General features: G+C 73.6%; 14 protein-coding genes and 2 pseudogenes. 10 read left to right on the top strand and 6 right to left on the bottom strand.

Going from position 1 to position 21,239, the window contains the following annotated elements; genetic code table 11:
- Positions 1 to 121: 121 nt before the first annotated feature.
- From JOD60_RS00200 to JOD60_RS00190, 3 genes are all read left to right on the top strand, one after another.
- Positions 122 to 1,117: a M20/M25/M40 family metallo-hydrolase gene (locus JOD60_RS00200; RefSeq protein WP_232321652.1), complete on the top strand. Its 996-nt coding sequence runs from the start codon at positions 122 to 124 to the stop codon at positions 1,115 to 1,117.
- 4 nt (positions 1,118 to 1,121) lie between these two features.
- Complete coding sequence (treZ, locus tag JOD60_RS00195; protein WP_076692276.1) at positions 1,122 to 2,909, top strand: malto-oligosyltrehalose trehalohydrolase; 1,788 nt, start codon at positions 1,122 to 1,124, stop codon at positions 2,907 to 2,909.
- Between the two features lie 71 nt (positions 2,910 to 2,980).
- Positions 2,981 to 3,853 carry a TspO-related membrane protein gene (locus tag JOD60_RS00190; protein ID WP_232321651.1) on the top strand — a complete coding sequence of 291 codons (873 nt, stop codon included), beginning with the start codon at positions 2,981 to 2,983 and terminating at the stop codon, positions 3,851 to 3,853.
- A gap of 26 nt (positions 3,854 to 3,879) precedes the next feature.
- On the opposite strand, the gene JOD60_RS00185 is transcribed toward JOD60_RS00190, so the two are convergent.
- Positions 3,880 to 4,605 (bottom strand): glutamine amidotransferase-related protein, encoded by a 726-nt coding sequence (locus JOD60_RS00185; protein WP_076691704.1) that lies wholly within the window; start codon positions 4,603 to 4,605, stop codon positions 3,880 to 3,882.
- 199 nt (positions 4,606 to 4,804) lie between these two features.
- On the opposite strand from JOD60_RS00185, the gene JOD60_RS00180 reads away from it, so the two are divergent.
- From JOD60_RS00180 to JOD60_RS17075, 4 genes are all read left to right on the top strand, one after another.
- A complete protein-coding gene (locus JOD60_RS00180) occupies positions 4,805 to 5,476 on the top strand; it encodes an RNA polymerase sigma factor (RefSeq protein ID WP_084202062.1) in 672 nt (223 codons plus the stop codon).
- Positions 5,466 to 5,939, top strand: a complete 474-nt coding sequence (locus JOD60_RS00175) for a hypothetical protein (RefSeq protein ID WP_232321650.1) — start codon at positions 5,466 to 5,468, stop codon at positions 5,937 to 5,939. The genes JOD60_RS00180 and JOD60_RS00175 overlap by 11 nt, the downstream gene beginning before the upstream one ends.
- 60 nt (positions 5,940 to 5,999) lie before the next feature.
- Positions 6,000 to 7,658 (top strand): S8/S53 family peptidase, encoded by a 1,659-nt coding sequence (locus tag JOD60_RS00170; protein ID WP_076691702.1) that lies wholly within the window; start codon positions 6,000 to 6,002, stop codon positions 7,656 to 7,658.
- A 68-nt stretch (positions 7,659 to 7,726) separates the two neighbouring features.
- Positions 7,727 to 10,255: a CHAT domain-containing protein gene (locus tag JOD60_RS17075; RefSeq protein WP_084202061.1), complete on the top strand. Its 2,529-nt coding sequence runs from the start codon at positions 7,727 to 7,729 to the stop codon at positions 10,253 to 10,255.
- A 246-nt stretch (positions 10,256 to 10,501) separates the two neighbouring features.
- Here the strand turns inward: JOD60_RS17075 and JOD60_RS00160 are convergent, their stop codons facing one another.
- The gene (locus tag JOD60_RS00160; RefSeq protein WP_076691701.1) at positions 10,502 to 11,254 is read right to left on the bottom strand and encodes a LysR family substrate-binding domain-containing protein; all 753 of its coding nucleotides are present in this window, start codon (positions 11,252 to 11,254) and stop codon (positions 10,502 to 10,504) included.
- Positions 11,255 to 11,285: 31 nt separating this feature from the next.
- On the opposite strand from JOD60_RS00160, the gene JOD60_RS00155 reads away from it, so the two are divergent.
- Complete coding sequence (locus JOD60_RS00155) at positions 11,286 to 11,684, top strand: DUF1304 domain-containing protein (RefSeq protein ID WP_198159075.1); 399 nt, start codon at positions 11,286 to 11,288, stop codon at positions 11,682 to 11,684.
- A 398-nt stretch (positions 11,685 to 12,082) separates the two neighbouring features.
- Here the strand turns inward: JOD60_RS00155 and JOD60_RS00150 are convergent, their stop codons facing one another.
- Entirely contained in the window at positions 12,083 to 12,490 is a 408-nt protein-coding gene (locus JOD60_RS00150) for a transferase (RefSeq protein ID WP_076691700.1), read from the bottom strand.
- A 69-nt stretch (positions 12,491 to 12,559) separates the two neighbouring features.
- Here JOD60_RS00150 and JOD60_RS00145 point away from each other — a divergent pair, with 69 nt between their 5' ends.
- Together JOD60_RS00145 and JOD60_RS00140 are read left to right on the top strand one after the other, a co-directional pair.
- The gene (locus tag JOD60_RS00145; protein WP_076691699.1) at positions 12,560 to 13,222 is read left to right on the top strand and encodes a YitT family protein; all 663 of its coding nucleotides are present in this window, start codon (positions 12,560 to 12,562) and stop codon (positions 13,220 to 13,222) included.
- Positions 13,223 to 13,329: 107 nt separating this feature from the next.
- Positions 13,330 to 13,563, top strand: a pseudogene (locus tag JOD60_RS00140) (L-serine ammonia-lyase, iron-sulfur-dependent, subunit alpha); the annotation flags it as partial.
- Positions 13,564 to 13,615: 52 nt separating this feature from the next.
- On the opposite strand, the gene JOD60_RS00135 reads toward JOD60_RS00140, so the two are convergent.
- The 3 genes and pseudogenes from JOD60_RS00135 to JOD60_RS00125 form a co-directional block, all read right to left on the bottom strand.
- Complete coding sequence (locus JOD60_RS00135) at positions 13,616 to 14,389, bottom strand: DNA-formamidopyrimidine glycosylase family protein (protein ID WP_076691698.1); 774 nt, start codon at positions 14,387 to 14,389, stop codon at positions 13,616 to 13,618.
- Positions 14,390 to 14,434: 45 nt separating this feature from the next.
- Positions 14,435 to 19,308 (bottom strand): annotated as a pseudogene (locus tag JOD60_RS00130) (Lhr family ATP-dependent helicase).
- A 69-nt stretch (positions 19,309 to 19,377) separates the two neighbouring features.
- Complete coding sequence (locus JOD60_RS00125) at positions 19,378 to 21,063, bottom strand: ABC-F family ATP-binding cassette domain-containing protein (RefSeq protein WP_076691696.1); 1,686 nt, start codon at positions 21,061 to 21,063, stop codon at positions 19,378 to 19,380.
- Positions 21,064 to 21,239: the final 176 nt, after the last annotated feature.

Raw genomic sequence — 21,239 nt, 5'->3', positions numbered from 1 at the left:
GCGGACGCCCGTCGGTCGCGGGCTGATGCCCGTGGGTCGCGGGCGGACGCCCGTTGGCTGGGCAGTAGTGGCGGCTTCGCGGGGGAGGATGCCGCCACAACCGCCCACGGAAGGGGTCACCGTGGCTGAGGACATCGAGCTGGCTCAGCGCGTCGACGCCCTCCGGCCCGACCTCACGGCGCTGGTGCGCGATCTCTACGCCCACCGGGAGATCGGGTTCGAGGAGCACGCCACCGTCGCCCGCATCGCGGCGCTGCTCGCGGCGCACGGGGTCCCCGCCGAGGTGGGAGCATACGGGCTGCCGACGGCGTTGCGCGCGACCGTTGGGCCGGACGGCGCGACCGTTGGGCCGGACGGCGCGAGTGACCCCGGCGCGGCTGAGGGGGCGGGGGAGGATGCCGCGGCATCCGCCCCGCACTTCGCGATCATCGCGGAGTACGACGCGCTGCCGGGCGTCGGGCACGCGTGCGGCCACAACATCATCGCCGGGATCGCAGTCGGGGCCTTTCTCGCGGCGGCGCCCGTGGTCGCGCGCCTTAGTGGCCGACTGTCGCTGATCGGAACCCCGGCCGAGGAGAACGGCGGCGGCAAGGAGCTGATCATCCGCGCCGGCGGATTCGACGACGTCGACGCCGCGGGGATCGTGCATCCAGCCAGCGGATCGGGGACGAGTTCGGTGCTCGGCCAGCGCACGACGGGCGTCCGCCGCATCGGGGTGACCTACCACGGGCGTGCCGCGCACGCCGCGGGGGCGCCCTGGCTCGGCCGCAACGCGCTCGACGGCGTCGTGACGGCGTATCCAGCGAAACCCGCGACACCCGCCAGATGTACGTCGGCGTCGCCATCGCCTTCGCCGTCATGGCGATCGGGATGGGAGTGGCGCTGCACAACTGGGCCATCGCCCTCCCGTTCGGAGTGCTCGCCCTCACCTTCTTCGTCATCGATCACCAGAAACGCACGGGCGACGCTCCCGACGCCGACTCGTAGCCGCAACCTCGCTGTTCGCGCCGGGGAGAAGTGGGCGCATGTCGTCGTTTCCGCCCGGGATTACCGCCACCTGCGCCCACTTCTCGGGCGGGCAGGACCCTGCAGCCCCGGGCGCAGGCGGGCAGGATAGGTCCATGACCATCGAGGTGTGGGCGCCGCGCGCGGCGCGGGTGCGGCTACGGCGACCGGGGCGGGACGACGTCGAGCTGACGGCGACGGATGCCGGGTGGTGGCGCGCCGAGGCGACGCTCGCACCCGGTGACGAGTACGGGTTCGTCCTGGGCGGCGCCGACACCGCCCGACCCGACCCGCGGTCGCGGCGCCAGCCGCGCGGGGTGCACGACCTGTCGGCGTGGGACGACCCGGCATCCTTCGCCTGGAGCGACGAGGCGTGGACCGGTCGTCCCCTCGCGGGCGGCCTGATCTACGAGCTGCACATCGGCACGTTCACTCCCGAGGGGACCCTCGACGCGGCGATCGGCAAGCTGCCGCACCTCGTCGAGTTGGGCGTCAGCCACGTCGAGCTGCTGCCGGTCAACGCCTTCAACGGCACCCACAACTGGGGGTACGACGGCGTGCTCTGGTACGCCGTGCAGGAGACCTACGGCGGCCCCGAGGCGTACCGCCGGTTCGTCGACGCCGCGCACGCGGCGGGGCTCGCCGTCATCCAGGACGTCGTCTACAACCACCTCGGCCCGTCCGGAAACTACCTCCCCGAGTACGGCCCCTATCTCCGCGACGGGCAGAGCAACACGTGGGGGGCGAGCGTCAACCTCGACGAGCCCGCCGTGCGCGCGTTCATCGTGGACAACGCCGTCATGTGGCTACGTGACTTCCACGTCGACGGGCTGCGGCTCGACGCCGTGCACGCGCTGCACGAATCGGCATCCCGACCCGTGCACATCCTGCAGGAACTGTCCGAGCGGGTCGATGCGCTCTCGGCGCACCTGGGCCGGCCGCTCACCCTCATCGCGGAGAGCGACCTCAACGACCCCGTCATGATCCTGCCCCGCGAGGCCGGCGGCTACGGGCTCGCGGCGCAGTGGGTCGACGACTGGCACCACGCCGTGCACGTCGCGCTCACCGGCGAGACGGCCGGCTACTACGCCGACTTCGCCGACCCCGGAGCGCTGCCGAAGACCTGGGCCGGCGGCTTCTTCCACGACGGCACGTTCTCGTCGTTCCGGGAGCGCGACTGGGGGCGGCCCGTACCGGCGGAGGTCGCCTCGTGGCGATTCGTGGAGTTCGCGCAGGACCACGACCAGATCGGCAATCGCGCCGCCGGCGACCGGCTCTCGCAGACGCTGAGCTTCGACCGCCTCGCCGTCGCGGCCGTGCTGACCCTCACCGCACCCGGCACGCCGATGCTGTTCATGGGCGAGGAGTGGGGCGCGTCCACCCCGTGGCAGTTCTTCACCTCGCACCCCGAGCCCGAACTCGCCGAGGCGACCCGCCGGGGCCGGCGCGCCGAGTTCGCGGCGATGGGCTGGGACGAATCCCTCGTGCCCGACCCCAACGACCCCGCGACGTTCGAGCGCTCGAAGCTCGACTGGAGCGAGACCGAACAGGGCGACCACCGGCGCCTGCTGCAGCTGTACCGCGCGCTCGCGCGGCTGCGCCGCGAGCAGCCCAAGCTCACCGATCCGAGCCGCGCCGGCCAGCAGGCCGAGTGCGCCGGGCCGGGCCGGTGGGTGCTGCACCGCGACGCGGCGACCATCTACGTCAACCTCTCCCCGCAGGAGTGGGCCGTCGATGACATCGGCGATGAGCGTGAGGTGTGGATCGCGACGACGACCGCGAACGGCGGGCAGCCGGTGGAGGAGGGACCGGTCGTGCTGAGCCCCGACTCGGCCGCCGTCATCGGCGGTCGTCGCAGGCCGCGCCTGGAGCGCCGGTTCGCCCAGTACCGCCCCGTCGACTGACGGCGACCCCGCTCCGCGCGGGTTGTCAAGGCCCTGACGAGACCGGCGCCACGTCACATACCGTTCCGGGTATGAACCGCTCACCGTCCCCCGAGCCCACCCTGCACGGCGACGCCGCAGCGCGCTCCGAGGTGCGTTCCGAAGCGCCGACGGGGGCGGATCTCGCCCGGCAGATCGTCGTGATCTCGGCGGTCGTCTTCATGATCATCGCCGCGATGGTCGGCACGGGATTCTTCGGCGGCACCAACGTCCGCGACCTGCAGGGCGGGGCGCTTGACGCCGACGCCACGGTGCTCGCGCCCGCGACGCCGGCGTTCTCGATCTGGAGCGTCGTGTACCTGCTGACGATCGGCTACGCCGTGTGGCAGGCGCTGCCCTCCCAGCGCGGCCGGGCACGGCAGCGCCGCGCCGGCTGGTGGATCGCCGCCACCGCCGTGCTCAACGGCGGGTGGCTGCTCGCCGCGCAGTTCCTGACGCTGCCACTGACGGTCGTCGCGATCGTGCTGCTGCTGGTGGTGCTCGGCGTGACGCTGCGCCGACTCGTGGCGCAGCGTCCCGAGAGTCCGGTCGACCTGCTCCTTATGGACGGCGCCGTCGGCATCCATCTGGGCTGGGTGTCTCTCGCGGCGGTCGCGAACATCACCGCCTGGCTCGCCGCGGATGTCGTCGCGCCGATGGATGCCGATGCCCAGCAGCTGTGGGGCGTGCTCGTCCTCGTGGTGGTCGCCCTCGTCGGCGCCGCGATCGCATTCGGCACGGACGGGCGCATCGCGCCGGCCCTCGCAATGGCGTGGGGCCTGGTCTGGATCGGGATCGCGCGATCCACGGGCGAGCCGCACGCGCCGGCCGTGGCGACGACGGCCTTCATCGTCGCCGCCGTGGTGCTGGCGGCGGCCATCGGGTTGCGCGCCCGCGCGCTGACCCGCGCGCGCTCCGCCGGCTGACCCCCCGCCCGCGGCCCCGCCCGGGATCAGAACGCGGTGGCGAAGGCGCGCAGGATCCGCGCGGGCTCGGTGAGCGATGCCGCGAGCACGAGCGCGGCGATGCGGTCGTAGTCCCCGGCGGCGAAGTATCCGTCGTCACGGTAGACGGCCATCCGCTCGGTGAAGGCCTGGCCGGTCGGCTCGGGGTGGAACTGCGTCGCGTACAGGCGCTCGCCGACCCGATACGCCTGCACGGGGCACGCCTCGTTGGTCGCCAAGAGGGTCGCACCCGCCGGCATCCGTCCCGTGCCCTCCTTGTGCGCCGTGAGGGCCGTGAACGTGTCGGCCAGTCCGCCGAAGAGGGGGTCGCGTCGCCCCTCGTCGGTGAGCGTCACCCGGGTCGGGCCGGTGTCCTCGGGGTACGCGCGCGTCACCTCGCCGCCCAGGGCACGCGTGGCGACGCCGATGCCGTAGCAGGTGAACAGGGCCGCCACGCCGCCGGATGCCGCGGTCTCGGCGAGCCGGGCGAGTCCCGCCTCGAGGCGACGCTGCACGTCCGTCTTCGCCGATTCGGGGTCGGCGACGTTGAAGGGGCTGCCGCCCACGACGGCGCCGCGCCAACGGCTCGCGAAGTCGGCGGGCAGCTCGTCCTGCACGAGGTCCCAGCGCTCCAGCTCACCGGCATCCAGATGCATCGCCGTGCGGAACGACTCGTACTCCGCCGCCGCGGCACCGGCCTGCGGACGAGCGCACAGATACACGAGCGGGGCCATGCCGAGAAGTCTAGGCGGCCACCGCGAGACCCGCTCCCCGCGCCGACACCCCGCGAAAAAACGCGGGGTCTCGGCGCGCAGACGGGGTCTCGCTAGGACAGGTCGGATGCCGGCCGAGACCCGCCCGAGAAGCCCACCCGATCGGATGTATCACCAGCCCCCTCGCCCGCCTCTTATCGGTATGGCCAGAATGGGCGGTATGACCGATGCCGACCCCTCGACCTCCCCTGATCAGGCCCCGGATTCCGTCTCGGCGGCCGGCGCCGCGGGAGCCGAGGGGGCTGGCGGCGTGCCCGCCACCATCTGGGACCACGCCGCCGACCTGTTCACCCAGTGGCGTGAGGGACGCACCCGCGCGATGGACGACCTGGTGCGGCTGATGACGCCGGTGCTCTGGCACGTGGTCCGCGCGTACGGTCTCGACGCCCAGTTGAGTGAAGACGTCGTGCAGGTCACCTGGCTGACGCTCGTGCGACGGCACGACACGATCCACGACGCCCGCGCCGTCGCCGGCTGGCTGACCACCTGCGCGCGGCGCGAGGCCTGGCGGGCGGGCCGGGCGCAGCAGCGCGTGCGCGCGACCGACGACGCCGACCTCGAGCCGCAGCTCTCCGCGGACGACTCCGCGGAGAGCCGCGCCCAGATCGCCGACCGCGACCGCCGCCTCTGGTCGGCCGTCACCGGGCTCGACGCGCGCTGCGGGCGGCTGCTGCGCGTCATCGCGTTCGAGGAACGCCCCGACTACGCGCATCTCGCGCGAGACCTGAACATGCCGATCGGCTCGATCGGACCGACCCGGGGCCGCTGCCTCGGGAAACTGCGCGCCGCTCTCGAAGCGGCGGGATGGAACGGGGACGACCGTGACCTCTGAATCGATGATCGACGACACGGCGCTGTTCGCCGCGATCCGGCGCGCCTGGCGGGCGATCGACCCGGCGCCGGCCCATCTCGCCGACGCGATGATCGCCGCCGTCGCGACGGCCGACCTCGCCCGCGAGTACGCGCTGCTGAGCCTCATCGACAGCGACGCCACCGCCGCCGTCCGCGGTGACGCCGACATGCTGACCCTGCAGTTCAGCGACGGCCGCACCAACATGCTGGTGCACGTCACCCCCGCCGAGCGCGACGCCTGCCGCCTGGACGGCTGGGTCGACGGGGACGTCGCCGAAGTGCGCCTGATCCAGGATGCCGGGGAGCACCTCGCCGACCTCGAGGGCGGCCGCTTCTCGTTCGACGGCGTGCCGCACGGCCTGTCACGGCTGCGGGTGCTGCTGGCCGCGGCATCCGAGCCCGACGGCGCCACCGACCTGCAGACGCCCCGCTTCGAGATCTGACCCGCGCCGCCGCGCCCCGCACCTGCCGCCCCTGCCCGCCGCCTGACCTGAGGAGATCGCATGAGCCCTGAAGAGTACGACGCCGCCCCGCAGCCCAAAGGGTGGTCGTGGCGCGACCGCGCCCGCGGCTCCGTGATCTCCGCCACCGTGCTCGACCCCGGAGCCGAGCCCCTCGACGGCGTCGAGGCGTTCCAGACGGCGTACGTGCCCGATCGGCTGCTCGTCTCGGACGGCGCCGGGGCGGGCCTGCTGGAGGGCAACCTCGATCGCGTCCGCGAGGCGGCCGCCGTCTTCGGCTGGGGCGTCGTGCGCGAGCGCCTGGACGGCAGCGAGCTCGGCGAGGGGGAGCGTCCCGAACCGCGACTGCCCGGTGCGGGGGTAGTGATCCGCGTGCGGCTGACGACGCCGGAGGCGAAGGATGCCGTCTCGCCCGCGCTCCCGGATGCCTGGCGAGTGCTGCAGCAGGTGCGCCGCCGCATCCTCGCTGGTCGTGACGTCGTGCGCCGCCGCGACGGCCGCATCGACGCGCCGGCGTCGCTGCGGGCGGCGGGAGTCGATCGCATCGGCCTGGACCACGTGCTGACGGTCGACCCGATCGGGGTCAATCCATACACCAAATCGAACCCGTACACGAAGTCGAATCCGTACACCCGGTCGAACCCGTACACCCGGTCTAACCCGGTCGGCGAGTACGGCGAGTGCGGATCCGGCGGCCGCCAGCCGGTCGCCTGGGTGGGTCCGCCGCCCGTCTGCACCGAGGTCGCGGACGGTCGGCGTCGCGCGGTCGTGGCGGTGCTCGACACCGGCATCGGCGCGCACACGTGGCTGCCCGACGACCTCGTCACCCGGGACGTGCGGCTCGACGGGCATCCGGTGGGGCTGGACGACGAGGCCAACCCGGAGGTGTACCCCGACCTGTTCGGCCCGCTCGACGGCGAACTCGACCCGGTCGCCGGGCACGGCACGTTCATCGCCGGCATCGTGCGTCAGATCGCGCCGGATGCCGAGATGCTCGGCATCCGTGTCGCCGACGCCCGCGGGATCGTGGAGGAGTCGAACCTGCTGCGCGTCGTGGAGGACCTCGGCGTGCTCGTGCAGCGCTACCGCGACGGCGTGCGCGGCGGGCGTCCGATCGACGTGCTGAACATGTCGCTCGGCTACTACCACGAGACCCCGGAGGACGGCCTGTACACCCGCGACCTCTACGACCTGCTCGCGGTGCTGCGCGGGCTCGGGGTGACCGTCGTGGTGTCGGCGGGCAACGACGCGACCGACCGACCGTGCTTCCCCGCGTCGCTGTGGCCGTGGCCGGGGTCGGACAACGGCCTCGTGCCGGACGACCTCGCCGCCCACGTCTCCGTCGGCGCACTGAACCCGGACCGGGCGACGACGGCCCTGTTCTCCAACGTCGGCCCCTGGGTGCGCACCTTTGCGGTGGGCGCGGCGGTGCTGAGCACGCTTCCCGACTTCCGCGGTGGCCTGCAGGCGTCGGCCCGCGACGACCAGTACGCCCGGCGGCGGCTGACGATCGCCCCCGAGGATTACCGCGGCGGCTTCGCCGTGTGGAGCGGCACGTCGTTCGCGGCGCCGCTCGTGGCGGGGCTGATCGCCGCCGGCCTCGGCACCCCACCGGACGGGAAGGACGGGAAGGAGCACGTCGCCGACGCGATCGCCGCTGCCCGCGCGGCGGCCGAGAAGGCCCTCGCCGCGCTCGGGTGAGCGTGGTCGGCTGACGCGCCGGGCGGCGCGTGTTCCCCTGGCCGCCCGGGAACCGGCATGCTGGGGGCGTGACCTCCGACCCGGCCGGCCTCTACACCGCCGCGCTCACGCTCACCAATGAGCGGCGGTACCGGGAGGCCGAGGCGGCGCTGGATGCCGCGGCATCCGGCGCTGACGACAACCTGCGCGCCCGCATCGCGGGCACGCGTGCCTTCGTCCTGGACCAGCTCGGCCGTCCCGACGAGGGTGAAGCGCTGTGCCGGCGCGTGCTTGCCGGCGATGCGCTCACGGCGCACACGCGCGGGGTGATCGAGGGGCAGCTCGGCAGTATTCTCATGCACCGCGGCCGCCTCGATGAGGGGCTGGAGTGGCTCGGCCGCGCGATCGACACCATCCCCGACGACCCGCTGGCGGTCGCCAACCTCCGGATGAACCGCAGCCTCGTCGCGATGCAGCGCGGCCAGCTCGCCGCGGCGACCGCGGACCTCGAAGCGGCGGTGGACGCCTATGAGCGGCACGGCGATCCCGTCGAGGTCGCCGAAGCCCGCCACAACCTCGGCTACACGGCGCTGCTGGGCGGCGACCTCGTCCGCGCGATGCGCGAAATGGGCGCGGCGCGTCCCGTCATCGCGGCCGCCTCCGCCGCCAACGCCGCGATCGGCGACGTCGACATGGCCGAAGCGCTGCGGGAGGCGGGCCTGGTGACCGAGGCCGAGCGCCTGCTGCGCGAGGCCGCTCGCGCCTTCCACGCCAACGGCATGCCGCAGGCGCGCGCCGAGGCCGAACTCCACCTCGCGCGCTCCCTGCTGCGCCACGACCCCGCCGAAGCCGCCCGCGTCGCGGGGCGTGCGGCACGGCACTTCACGGCGCTGGGAGCGCGGTCGTGGGCGCATCGAGCACGGGGCGTCCAGCTGCGCGCCCAGCTGTCGGGAGGCACGATCGATCGCGCCGGCCGCGCCGTCGCGGACCTGCGTGTCGACGAGCGTGACGTGGCACCGGTGGCGGCGTCGCTCACGCGCGCCGGACTGCGCTCCGACGCGATCGCGTTGCGACTGACGCGGGAGCTCTGGCGCGCGCGCCATGGCCGCAGCGCGGGGCGGGTGCCGACGCCGGGTGAGACGGCGCCGCTCGAGGTGCGGATGCTGGCACACGAGGTGCGCGCGGAGCGCGCCGCCCGCGCGGGTCGTGACGCGCAGGCGCGCCGGTACGCGGCATCCGGGATCGACGAGCTCGCGACCTGGCGGGCGTCCTTCGGCAGCCTCGACCTGCAGACCTCCCTCGCGATGCACGGCAGCACGCTCATGCTGACCGGGCTGCGGGCGGCGGTGCGGTCGCGGCGGCCCGACGTCGTGTTCGAGTGGTCCGAGCGGGCGCGGCACCTCAGCGTGCAGGTCGTGCCGCTGCGCCCGCCGCCCGACCCTGAGCAGGCCGCCGATCTCAGCGAGCTGCGGCTGCTGCGCGCCGACGCCGCCGGCGACGACTGGACGAGCGACCCGCGCGCGATCGCGCTCGGCGAACGGCTGCGCCGTCGGCAGTGGACGACGACCGGAGCGGCGGACCTCGAGCGTCCCGTCGACCTGCCCGCGGCCGCCGGCGCGCTGGATGCCGAGACCGCCCTCCTGTCCTACGTCTTCACCGGGGACGGGGTCTCGTGCGTCGTCGTCACCGCCGCCGGCGCAGCGCTCGGCGACCTCGCCGGCTGGGCGGAGGCGCGCACCTCGCTCCCCGCGCTGCGCTCCGACCTGGACATGTCGGCCGCGGTGCGGTCGGGGCCCATGGCCGGCGTCGTCCGCGCGTCGCTGCAGAAACGGCTCGAGCGGCTGTCCGCCCTGATCGTGGACCGTCCGCTGGCGGTGGCCCCCGGTGCGGTGTCGCCGCGGCGCGTCGTGATCACGGCGCCGGGCGTGCTGGCGGGGTTGCCGTGGGCGATGCTCCCCGGGCTCGAGGGTCGCGCCGTCACCCTCGCGACGTCGATGTCGCACTGGGTGCGCGGCCGCGGAGAGGGAGGTCTTGCGGGGGTCGAGGGCTCCGCCGGCCCGGTGGCGCCCTCCGCGCCGGGGGCTGCGACCACGGTCGTCGCCGTGGGGCCGCGCGTCGCGCGCGGCATGGAGGAGGCGACGCTCGCCGTCGCGGCGTGGGATGCCGGGATCGTCCTGTCCGGCGCGGAGGCGACCGTCGATGCCGTCGCGGCCGCCGCAACGACATCGGAGGTCCTGCACATCAGCGCGCACGGCCGCCATGCCCTCGACAACCCGCTGTTCTCCGGTCTGCAGCTGGCCGACGGCGCGCTCTTCGGCTACGACATCGACCGGATGCCGACGGTCCCTCGGGCCGTCGTGCTGTCGGCGTGCGAGTCGGGCCGCTCGGCCGTGCGCTGGGGAGAAGAGGCCGTCGGCATGACGCGGGCGTGGCTGCACGCCGGTGCCGGCGCGGTCGTCGCCGCGCCGGTGGTGGTCGCCGACGACGACGCCTGCGAGCTGCTCGCCGCGCTGCATACCGGCCTCGCCGCGGGCGAGGCGCCGGCGGTCGCCCTCGCCGCGGCGAGCGCGCGCACCGGCATCCGCTCGCCGTTCCTCGTGCACGGCAACGGATTCTGACCCCGGCGTGTATCACCGCGGCCGTTCGGCGCTCTTCATCGGTGAAAGGGCCGAGCAGATCCAACGGGGGCTGCTTCTGGGGAGCGGGGATCGGCGCTTTCGCAAGGACGGTTGTCCGGGGGGATTCTGCGTCCGTCCAGGGGCCGGTGGGTGGGGACTCGCCGGCCCCTCGCCGTGCCCCGGGGGTGGCGGTGTGCGCGGGGTGGCCGCTGTCTGGCGGCCTCCGCCGGCGGGGGTGCGCGGGATTCAGCGGGACGAGTTCGCGGTGCGCCCGCGCACGATGCCGATGAACGCGTCGACGAGCGGCGAGGTGTCGCCGGTCGGCCAGGCGAGGACGACGGGCGAGGTGGGACCGTCCACGAGCGGGCGGTGCGCGGCGTCCTTGCGATGATGCAATCGGGCCAGTGACAGCGGGACGATGACGACCCCGACGCCGGTGGCGGCGGTGGCGATCGCGTCGCCGACGGTCTCCGGCGGGTCGAACCGCGGCGCGAGCGCTCCGGGGACGTGGAGCTGCAGCGGGGCGTCGTGCGGCGTGATCACGACCTCGCCGACCAGGTCGGCAAGGGTCAGTTCGTCGGCGGCGGTGAGGTGGGAGTCCGCGCCGCAGACGACGACCGCGACCTCCTCGTAGAGGGGGATGACGTGCAAGCCCGCCTCATCGAGCGGCCGGCGGACGAGTGCCGCGTCGACGGATGCCGAGGTCAGCGCCGCGCGCTGGCCGGCGATCGTGAGGGGTGTGAGTTCGAGGGTGACGCCCGGCATCCGCTCCTGCCAGATGTCGATCCACTTGCCCGGCGTCGCACCCTCGATCGCGCCGAGGCGGAACGGGCCGCGCGGGGGCGGGGTCGCGGCGGGGCGGTTCGCCGATGCGCCGGTCTTGCCGCCGGGGGTCTTGCCCGTGGGCGTCTTGGCACCGGGGGTCCTGCCACCCGTGCCCTTGCCGCCGCGCGGGCGGCGTGACGGGGTTCCGCCCCGCGGTGACGCTCGACCGGCCATCCGGCCAGCGTACCCGCGGTAGGGTGCGGACATGGTGCCGATCATCGCGACCGCTGTGGCGGCTCTCGCCGCTCTCCTGCACGTGTACATCTTCGTGATGGAGTCGATCCAGTGGACCCGGCCCCGCGTCTGGCGTCGCTTCGGGGTGGCCGATCAGGCCGCCGCCGACGTGACGAAGCCGATGGCCTACAACCAGGGGTTCTACAACCTGTTCCTCGCGATCGGCGTGGTCATCGGGCTCGCGCTGTTCTGGGCGGGCGATGCCGGAACGACCGCCGAGGTGGCGGGGCGCGCGCTGGTCCTGTTCAGCCTCGGGTCGATGCTCGCGGCGGCACTCGTCCTCGTCACGAGCGGCGCGAAGTACCTGCGCCCCGCGGCGATCCAGGGGACGCTGCCGCTGATCGGCTTCGTGCTCTTCCTGTTCGCCTGACGCCGCCGCCCCGGCCTCAGCCCGCCCCGGCTCGCGCGCCCCGGCGTCGCGAAAGCAGGCCGGATCGACCGTTTCGCGCCCCGGGGACCGGGGAATGTGCGATTCAGCCTGCTTTCGCGACAGTCAGCCGCCGAGACGCCGCGGCCCCGGCCTCAGCCCGCCCCGGCGTCGCACGCCCCGGCGTCAATGCGCGTCAGGGTCCGCGCGCGTCAGCCCTAGCTGTACTGACCTCGCGCGCCCCGGCTCGCGAAAGCAGGCCGAATCGACCGTCTCGCGCCCGGGGGACCGGGGAATGTGCGATTCAGCCTGCTTTCGCGACAGTCAGCCGCCGAGACGCCGCACCGTGACGGCCGGGCGGGCGCCCATCGCCGCAGCGCCGTCCGAGGGGGCGAGGCCGGTCAGGCCGCCAGACGCAGTCCGCGGCGGTCGGTCGCGACCTGCTCGCCGTCGCCGATCTGCTGGTCGTCGCCGATGAGCGAACCGCCGGCGACGCGCGCGTGCGCGCCGACGACGGTGCGGACGCCGATCTTGGCGCCGCGGCCGATCGCCGCGCCGGAGCGGATGTGGGCGTGCGGTGCGATCTCCGCGTCAGGGCCGATGACGGCATCGGGTTCGATCCACACGCCGCGGCCGATGTGCGCGCCCGCGGCGATCTGCACTCCCGGTTCGATGTAGGCCCCCGCCTCCACGAGCGCGCTGGAGTGGACCTTGGCGCCGTTGGCGACGAGGCCGCGACCATTGACGTGCTTGCGGTAGCGCAGCGTCTGTCCCTGGTCGTCTTCGATGTCGATGTAGTTCTTTCCCACGAAAAACCCTCCGCCTTCTGCAACGACCGCAGGGGAGGGATCATTCCCGTCGTGGACGCATGGACGAGGATGGATGCCGTGACCACGCCCGACGCCGATGACCCCACGACCGGGCCGTCGCTCGTGTTCGACGAGAAGGCGCATGCCCACTCCGTCGCCGAGGACGTCCTCGGCATCCTCACCGGGACGTTCCTGGTCTCGCTCGGACTGCACCTGCTGCACGCGGCGCACGCCGTCACCGGCGGCACGGCCGGGCTCTCGCTGCTGCTCGGGTATGCGACGGCCTGGCCGTTCTGGCTGCTGTTCGCGGTGATCAACGTGCCGTTCGCGCTGCTCGCGGTCTGGCGGCGCGGGTGGGACTTCACCATCCGCACGATCATCGCGATCGCGCTCGTGTCGGCATGGGCGCTCGTGCACGACGCGCTCTTCCCGATCACGCAGATCGAGCCCTGGTACGGCACCCTCGCGGGGAACCTGCTCGCCGGCGTGGGCGTGCTGATCCTGTTCCGCCACCGCTCGAGCGTCGGCGGCGTCAACATCATCGGCCTCGAGGTGCAGGACCGCACCGGCTTCCGCGCCGGCTGGACCATGATGATCTTCGACCTGCTGATCATCCTCGCCGCGGTGCTGGTCATGCCCTGGCCGAACGTCGTGATGAGCGCCGTCGGGGCCGTGCTGTTGAACCTCGTGCTCGCGCTGAACCACCGTCCTGGCCGCTACCTGGGTCACTGACCCCGCGGCGACGAACGGCGCCGCGGGTGTGCTGCCCGCGGTCATGTACCACGCGTGCCGGGTCGGCGGCTTCGACCCGGGTGATGTGCAGACGTTCCTGCTGACGGGGCATGACGTGCGATCCCGTCGGCGGTCTCGTGCAGATCCTCTGCATCGAGCGCAACGCCGTCGCCGCGTCGACCGCGTTGACGGCGTCGCGGCTGGCGCTGCTCGGCGACGGCACGCACGTCGTGACCCTCGACACCGTCATCGAGACGATGCGCCAGACCGGCGCCGACATGTCCGCGCGGTACAAGGAGACCAGCGAGGCCGGCCTCGCTGTCAACGTTGTGGAGTGCTGACCCGACGGGCGTCGAGGGAGCCGTCCCCCCTCGCCGCGGCGTCAGGCTGCGGTCACCTCTGGCAGCGCGGGCACCAGAACACGTTGCGTTCGCTCGTGTCGGTCGCACTCAGTTCCGCACGCCGGATCAGCGTGCCGCAGCGTCGGCACGGCCGCCGGTCGCGTCCGTACACCCACGTCTGCCGACCGCGTCGGGTATCGCCGGTGAAGGTGCGGCCCGAGCGGTCACGGTTCGCGAGGATCATGCGGGCGGCAGTGTCGACGAGACCGGCGACGTCGACCTCGGTCGCGGGCCGCATGGGCAGGATGCCGCGGACGAACAGCAGCTCATTGACGTACTCGTTGCCGAGCCCGGCGAGGTGCCGCTGATCCAGCAGGGCCACGTGCACGGGGCGGGCGTCGGCGTGCAGCCGCCGTGCCGCCTCGACGGGATCCCAGTCCGGGCCGAGCAGGTCGGGTCCCAGGTGCCCGACGAGCCGATCCTCCTCCTCGGTCGGCACGAGATCGACCATCGCGATCTCGAAACCCACGGCATCCACCCGCGACGTTCCGACGATCGCGCGCGCCTGATGCGCGGGGGTGCGCCACGGCTCGCCGTGCGCGAACACCAGCCAGCGCCCCTCCATCTTCAGGTGCGAGTGCAGCGTGAACGCGCCGATCCGCATCAGCAGATGCTTGCCGCGCGGCACGACCTCGTGGACGACCTCGCCGGTGAGGTCGGCCGTCGCATGCCGCGGCACGCGGATGTCGAACCGCGTCACCTCCTCGCCCGCGAGCGCCTCGTGCAGCCGCCGCGCCGTGCGGAAGACGGTGTCGCCCTCAGGCATGGTCGCTCCGCTCAGGCGCGATCGGCGCGGTCGGCAGGCCGGGGGTCATCGCGCCCGCCGCAGGGTCAGTCCCCGGCTCGCCTCGACGAACCCGGCGGCCTGCAGCGCCCGGCCCGCCGGTGTGCCGTAGACGAACGCGCCGGAGACCTGCTCGATCGTCAGGGTGTCGAGCCGCCGCGCGCGGGCGGTCTCGACGAGACTGCGCGCCGCCGCCGCGAGCACCTCTTCGTCGTCCGTGAACGCGAGAGCGGAACGGCCGCCGCGCTCGAGATACAGCACCAGCGCGCCGTCGACGAGGGTCACGAGACCGCCCGCCTTGCGCCCGGGCCGGTGCGCCACGCCGTCCAGCGCCGGCCACGTCAAGGCGGCACCGTACGGGTTCGCCGGATCGGTCGCCGCGAGCGTGATCGCCTGCAGGGGCGCTGGGTCGGGCAACGCCGCGAACTCGCGAATGCGGTCGACCGTCGCGGATGCCGCGAATTGCGCCGCCCCGAGCCGCTCGATGAAGTACCCGCGACGGCAGTGACCGGCATCCTCGAAGCCGGCGAGAATCCGGTACGCCTGCGCGAACCCCCCGGCATCCCCTCGGCCTGCACCGATCCCCGCGTCACGATGCCGTACCGCTCCAGCAGCAGCCCGGCGCCCGCCGTCGCGCGCAGCGTCGCATCGGTGGAGGGCTCGGGCAGCAGCGACCAGCGACCGCCGATGAGCGGCGGGCGCTGCGGGGCGGCGCGGGGGACGGATGCCGCGAGCGGCGTTCCGCGGAACATCCGCGCCCGCGGTGTGCGTCGCGCCGTGCGGTGGGCCTGCGACCCGCCGGCGAGGAGCGCCCGCACCGGCGCGAACGTGTCGTTCGTGATCCGCCCGGTCCAGGCGAGGTTCCACAGGGCGTCGACGACCGACTGCTCGTTCTCCGCCTGCGTCATCGCCGTCAGCTGCGCGGCGAAGTACGCCCCGCCGGCGGCGAGCACGTCGAGGACGCGCTGCTCCAGCTCTGTGGGGGGTTCGGGGTCGTCCGGCGGGGTCAGCGTGAGCGGGACGGCGTCGGCCGGATGCAGGGCGATCCAGCCGTCGCGGCCGGGCAGCGACCCGTGCCCGGACCACACCACCTCGCCCGTCGCGGTCAGCTCGTCGAGCATCGCGGGGGAGTAGTCGCGCACCCGCGCGGGAAGGATCAGCGACTCCCACGCACTGGCCGGCAGGGGGACGCCGGCGAGCTGCTCGATCACGGCGAGCACGCCGTCGATCCCGTCGAGGGGTCGCGTCAGGTGCTGCCACGTCGGCAGGAACCGGGCGAACGCCTCGGGCGACACCGGCTCGACGGCACCGCGGATAGCGGCGAGCGACCGCAGCCGCAGCCGCCGCAGCACCTCGCTGTCGCACCATTCCAGATCATCCGCGCCGCTCCCGGCCTGAGCCCCAGGGCCCGAGCCGGCCGCCGGGTCGGGCAGGAAGAAGCCGCTCGCCAGGCGACCCTGCGACTCCAGCCGCTGCAGCGTCTGCCGCGCGACGGCCGCGCCGATCCCGAGCCGCGCCGCGACATCGGACGTGCGGAACGGCCCGTGCGTGCGGGCGTGCCGCGCGACGAGGTCGGCGAGCGGGTCGACGACGGGCTCGAGGAACGCGGTGGGGATGCCGACGGGGAGTGCCGCACCGAGGGCGTCGCGCAACCGACCGGCATCCTCGATCGCCGCCACCCGCTCGGCCCCGCCGACGCTCACCCGGATGGCTCGCCGCGCACCGACCAGCTCGTCCAGGAGCGCCGCGGCGGCCTCCGGCGTGGCATGCGGCGGTTCGTCCCGGTCCGCCGGCGCGGCGGTCGGAGCCGGTCCGACGGCCGGAGCCGGCCCGGCGGCCGGAGCCGGCCCGGCGGTCGAACCCTCGCCGGCGGTCGCAGCGTCTCCGGCGGTCGATGCCTCCCCGGCGGTGTCGGCCGGCTGCAGCCGCGCCGCGACCTCCGCGGCGGTCAGGGGACCGAGCAGACGCAGCAGGTCCGCGACGCCCTCCACCCCGCGTGCGCGACGGGCCGGATCGAGTCGCTGGGCCTCACGCTCGAACTGCGCGATGATCGCCGGGTCGAGCAGTTCCCGCATCTCGACCTTGCCGAGCAGCTCGGAGAGCAGCGCCGGATCGACCGACAGCGCGGCGGCGCGGCGCTCGGCCAACGGTGAGTCGCCCTCGTACATGAACGCACCGACATATCCGAACAGCAGGTCGCGCGCGAAGGGCGATGGCTGACTGGTGGTGGTCTCCACGAGGCGGATGCGGCGGTCACCGATCGAGCGCGCGATCCGCAGCAGGGCGGGCAGGTCGTAGACGTCCTGCAGCACCTCGCGGAGGGTCTCCAGGATGATCGGGAACGTCGGGTGATTCTTCGCGACCTCGAGCAGCTGAGCCGATTTCTGCCGTTGCTGCCACAGCGGCGACCGCTTGTTCGGATTGAGCCGCGGCAGCAGCAGCGCCCGCGCCGCGCACTCCCGGAACCGGGAGGCGAACAGCGCCGAGCCGCCCACCTCGTCGGTGACGAGCTGCTCGAGCTCGTCGGGCTCGAAGACGAACAGCTCGGCGCCCGGGGGTTCGCTCTCGGCATCCGGCACCCGCGCGATGATGCCGTCGTCGCTCGCGACCGCCGAACCCTCCACCCCCAGCCGTTCGCGGATGCGGGCGTTGACCGCCAGCGCCCACGGGGCGTGCACGTGCATGCCGTACGGGGAATGAAGGATGACCCGCCAATCGCCGACCTCGTCGCGGGAGCGCTCGACGGTGAGGGTGCGGTCGGTGGGGAGGCTGCCGGTGGCCTCCTTCTGCTCCGCCAGATAGGCCAGTAGGTTCTCGATGGCGTTGTCGTCGAGACCCGATTCGCGCAGTCGCGCGACCGCGGTGTCGGGGGTGGCCCCCGACACCTCACGGGAGAACCGGCCGAGCGCCTCACCGAGCTCGGCGGGCCGGCCGAGGCCGTCGCCGTGCCAGAACGGCAGCTTGCCGGGCTGCCCGAAGGCGGGCAGCACGTTCACGCGGTCGTGGGTGATCTCGACGATGCGCCAGCTCGTCGTCCCGAGCGTGAACACATCGTTCACGCGCGACTCGTAGACCATCTCCTCGTCGAGCTCGCCGACGCGGGCGTTGCGGGTCTCGCCGGCCACGAAGACCCCGAACAGGCCACGGTCGGGGATCGTCCCGCCGCTCGTCACCGCGATGCGCTGCGCGCCGGGGCGGCCCGTCAGCGTGCCGTGATCGCGGTCCCAGACGACCCGCGGCCGGAGCTCGGCGAACTCGTCCGACGGATACTTCCCCGCCAGCAGATCGAGCGTCGCCTCATACGCGGAGCGCGGCAGCGTCCGGAACGGCGCGGAGCGACGCACGGTCTCGAACCATCCCTCGACATCGACCGGTTCGAGCGCGCACGCGGCGATCGTCTGCTGCGCGAGGATGTCGAGCGGATTCTGCGGGATGCGCACCGCCTCGATCTGGCCTGCCAGCATCCGCTCCGTGACGACCGCCGTGTGCAGGACGTCGCCGCGGTGCTTGGGGAACAGGGCGGCGCGGCTGACCTCGCCGACCTGGTGTCCGGCGCGCCCGACACGCTGCAGGCCCGACGCCGCCGAGGGCGGCGCCTCGACCTGGATGACGAGGTCGACCTCGCCCATGTCGATGCCGAGCTCGAGCGAACTGGTCGCGACGACGCAGCGCAGGATGCCGGATTTCAGCTCGTCCTCGACCTGCGCGCGCTGCTCCTTGGACACCGAGCCGTGGTGCGCCTTCGCCAGTTCGGGCGGCGCCCCGGCCGACGCTCCCGCCTGCGCCATCATCGCAGCGGGCGGCTTTGCGCCGCCCGTCCCCGACGCCGCAGCCGGGTCGAGACGCTCCGCGTAGATCTCGTTGAGCCGTCCGGTGAGCCGTTCGGCGAGCCGACGCGAGTTCGCGAACACGATCGTCGACCGGTGCGCGAGGATCCGATCGACGATCGCCTCCTCGACGTGCGGCCACACCGAGCCGGTGATCTCGGACGGCTGCGATGGGGCGAACCAGTCGCCGTCGCCGTCCGGGTCGCCGCTCCCCCCGGCATCCGTCGCCGTCTCGTCGGCGGCACGGGGAGGCGGCGGCGGATTGAGCATGTCCGCCATCGGCACGACGACCTTCAGGTCGAACGCCTTGGTCGCGCGCGGCGCGACGATCTCCACGGGAGCGGACCCGCCGAGGAAGCGCGCGACCTCGTCGATGGGGCGGACGGTCGCCGACAGTCCGATGCGCTGCGCCGCCGGGACGTCGGGATCGTCGGCGCGACGCAGCGCGTCGAGGCGCTCGAGGCTGACAGCCAGGTGCGCACCCCGTTTGGTGGCGGCGACGGCGTGCACCTCGTCGACGATCACGGTGTGGACGCCTCTGAGGGTCTGCCCCGCCTGCGAGGTGAGCATGAGGTACAGCGATTCCGGCGTCGTGATGAGGATGTCCGGCGGGTCGGTGACGAGTTTGCGCCGGTCGGCCGAGGGCGTGTCGCCCGAGCGCACCCCCACGGTGATCTCCGGCAGGGGGATGCCGAGGCGTCGCGCGGCCTGTCCGATGCCGACCAGAGGCGAACGCAGGTTGCGCTCCACGTCGACGCCGAGCGCCTTCAGCGGAGAGATGTAGAGGATGCGGGTGCCACCGGCATCCTTCGTCGCACGCTTCTTCTGCGTCGTGCCCGTCGTGGCCGCGCCGGCGTCGGCTGCGGGCGCCGCCGCCTTCTCGTGGAAGACCCGGTCGATGGCCCACAGGAACGCCGACAGCGTCTTGCCCGACCCGGTGGGCGCCACCACCAGAGCGTGCCGGCCCGCCGAGATCGCCTCCCACGCGCCGGTCTGGGCGGTGGTGGGCTGCGCGAAGGCGCCACGGAACCAGTCCTGCGTCGCAGGACCGAACCGCTCGAGCACATTCGCCATCGACCCATCTTCCCGCGGGCCACCGACATCGGGGCGGTCGCTCGCGCCGGGCGAACAGCCCGCGTAGGATCACCCGACCTCCGTCAACGTCCCCTCCCGCAGCTCGAGCACGAGATCGGGCACGATCCGGCGCAGAAAGCCGTCGTCGTGACTGACGACGAGCACGGCACCGCGGTAGGCGGCGAGCGCCTCGACCACCTGGTCGACCGTGTCGAGGTCGAGGTTGTTCGTCGGCTCATCGAGCACCAGCAGCTGCGGGGGCGGGTCGGCCATGACGAGGCAGGCGAGGGCCAGCCGGAACCGTTCCCCGCCCGACAGCGCCCGCACAGGCCGCAGCACGGTGTCGCCGCGCAGGAGGAACCGCGCCAGCCGGTTGCGCAGCTCCACATCGCCGATGCCCGGCGCTGCGCGGCGCAAATTCTCCAGCGGCGAGGCGCCGTCGTCCAGCCCGTCCACCCGTTGCGAGAGATACCCGATCCGGTCGGTGTGCGCCTCCGCGCGTGCCGAAAGCAGGCTGAACCGGCCCGTGGGGGTGTCATCCGGGCCCGACGAGTCGATCCGGCCTGCTTTTGGAACACCGGATGCCGGAGACTCAGCCCCCGCAGCCGCGGCCCCCGCGGCCCCCGCCACGAGTCGCTCCAGCAGCGTCGTCTTGCCGGCGCCGTTGGGGCCGATGAGCGCCACGCGCTCCGGACCCTGGATCACCCAGGACCGCTCGTCGTCGCCGATCGTCGCGATCCGGCGCCCGGCGGCGACCCCCGGGTCGGGCAGCTCGATGTGCACCGACTCGTCGTCGCGCACCCGCCGCTCGGCGGCGTCGAGCGCCGCCCGCGCGCTGGCCTCCTTGCCGGCGGCTTCGATGCGCAGCCGCCCGGCCGATACCTGCGCCGCCCGTTTCTTGCCGCCCATGATGATCTTCGGCTCGCGCTTCTCGATGGCGGCCTTCCGGCCCATGGCGGCGCGGGTGGCGAGCACCTGCTCCTGATGGATCCGGTCGCGCTTCTCGCGGCGCACGAGCTGCCGGGCGGCCGACTCCGCCTGACGGGCGGCGGCCTGTTCGACATCCAGCGCCTCGCGCCAGGCGGAGTAGGGACCGCCGAACGTGGCGAGCGTGTTGGCGTACAGCTCCGCCGTCTCGTCCATCAGCTCGAGCAGCTGCGTGTCGTGACTGACGACGATGAGGGTGCCCCGCCACGTGCGCACGAGGTCGTACACGCGGGCGCGGGCGTCGCGATCGAGGTTGTTGGTGGGCTCGTCGAGGAGGGCGATGGGGTGCGCCCGCAGGCGGACACCGACGATCGCCGCGAGCATGGCCTCGCCGCCGGAGAGGTCGCCGACGTGCCGGTCGAGCGCGTCGTGGGGGAGCCCGGCTTCGGCGAGCGCGGCCGTCGCGCGCGCCTCGACGTCCCAGTCGTCGCCGACCGCGTCGAAATGGCGCTGGTCGACGTCGCCCGCGGCGATCGCGCGCACGGCGTCGAGCGCCCCGGAGACGCCGAGCACGTCGGCGACGCGCTCGGTGGCGTCCAGGCGCTGCCGCAGCAGATCGACGGTGCCGGTGCGCACGAGGGTGCCGGATGCCGGGGTCTGTGTGCCGGCGATGAGCGCGAGCAGTGTCGATTTGCCCGACCCGTTGCGGCCGATGAGCCCGGTGCGGCCGGCGCCGAACGCGCCCGTGACATCGGTCAGGGCGGGCGTGCCGTCGGGCCAGGTGAAGGTGATGCGGTCGAGGGTGACCGCGGAAGTGGAGATCGGCATGACGTGCCTCCCGAAGGTTCGGGCGCAGGCGCGAACGGCACCGAGGCCCCGCGAGCGCACGACAGCGCAAGGCGGGAGGGTCCGACGAGCCGGCGCGGATGGGGTGCGCCGAACGTCGGAAACCCTGGCGTCCGAAAGGAGCGGAGGGTCGACGGCTCAGCGCGGGATCACAGCGC

It is taken from the genome of Microbacterium aurum, assembly GCF_016907815.1.
GTDB lineage: Bacteria > Actinomycetota > Actinomycetes > Actinomycetales > Microbacteriaceae > Microbacterium > Microbacterium aurum.
Note: the sequence above shows the minus strand (reverse complement) of the source record. Positions and strands in the feature narration are given on the sequence as shown.

What these genes read in the sequence shown, in the direction of transcription:
- treZ (WP_076692276.1), top strand. Translation starts at nt 1,122, where the DNA reads ATGACCATCGAGGTGTGGGCGCCGCGCGCGGCGCGGGTGCGGCTACGG.
- JOD60_RS00190 (WP_232321651.1), top strand. Translation starts at nt 2,981, where the DNA reads ATGAACCGCTCACCGTCCCCCGAGCCCACCCTGCACGGCGACGCCGCA.
- JOD60_RS00185 (WP_076691704.1), bottom strand. Translation starts at nt 4,605, where the DNA reads ATGGCCCCGCTCGTGTATCTGTGCGCTCGTCCGCAGGCCGGTGCCGCG.
- JOD60_RS00180 (WP_084202062.1), top strand. Translation starts at nt 4,805, where the DNA reads ATGACCGATGCCGACCCCTCGACCTCCCCTGATCAGGCCCCGGATTCC.
- JOD60_RS00170 (WP_076691702.1), top strand. Translation starts at nt 6,000, where the DNA reads ATGAGCCCTGAAGAGTACGACGCCGCCCCGCAGCCCAAAGGGTGGTCG.
- JOD60_RS00160 (WP_076691701.1), bottom strand. Translation starts at nt 11,254, where the DNA reads ATGGCCGGTCGAGCGTCACCGCGGGGCGGAACCCCGTCACGCCGCCCG.
- JOD60_RS00155 (WP_198159075.1), top strand. Translation starts at nt 11,286, where the DNA reads ATGGTGCCGATCATCGCGACCGCTGTGGCGGCTCTCGCCGCTCTCCTG.
- JOD60_RS00145 (WP_076691699.1), top strand. Translation starts at nt 12,560, where the DNA reads ATGGATGCCGTGACCACGCCCGACGCCGATGACCCCACGACCGGGCCG.
- JOD60_RS00135 (WP_076691698.1), bottom strand. Translation starts at nt 14,389, where the DNA reads ATGCCTGAGGGCGACACCGTCTTCCGCACGGCGCGGCGGCTGCACGAG.
- JOD60_RS00125 (WP_076691696.1), bottom strand. Translation starts at nt 21,063, where the DNA reads ATGCCGATCTCCACTTCCGCGGTCACCCTCGACCGCATCACCTTCACC.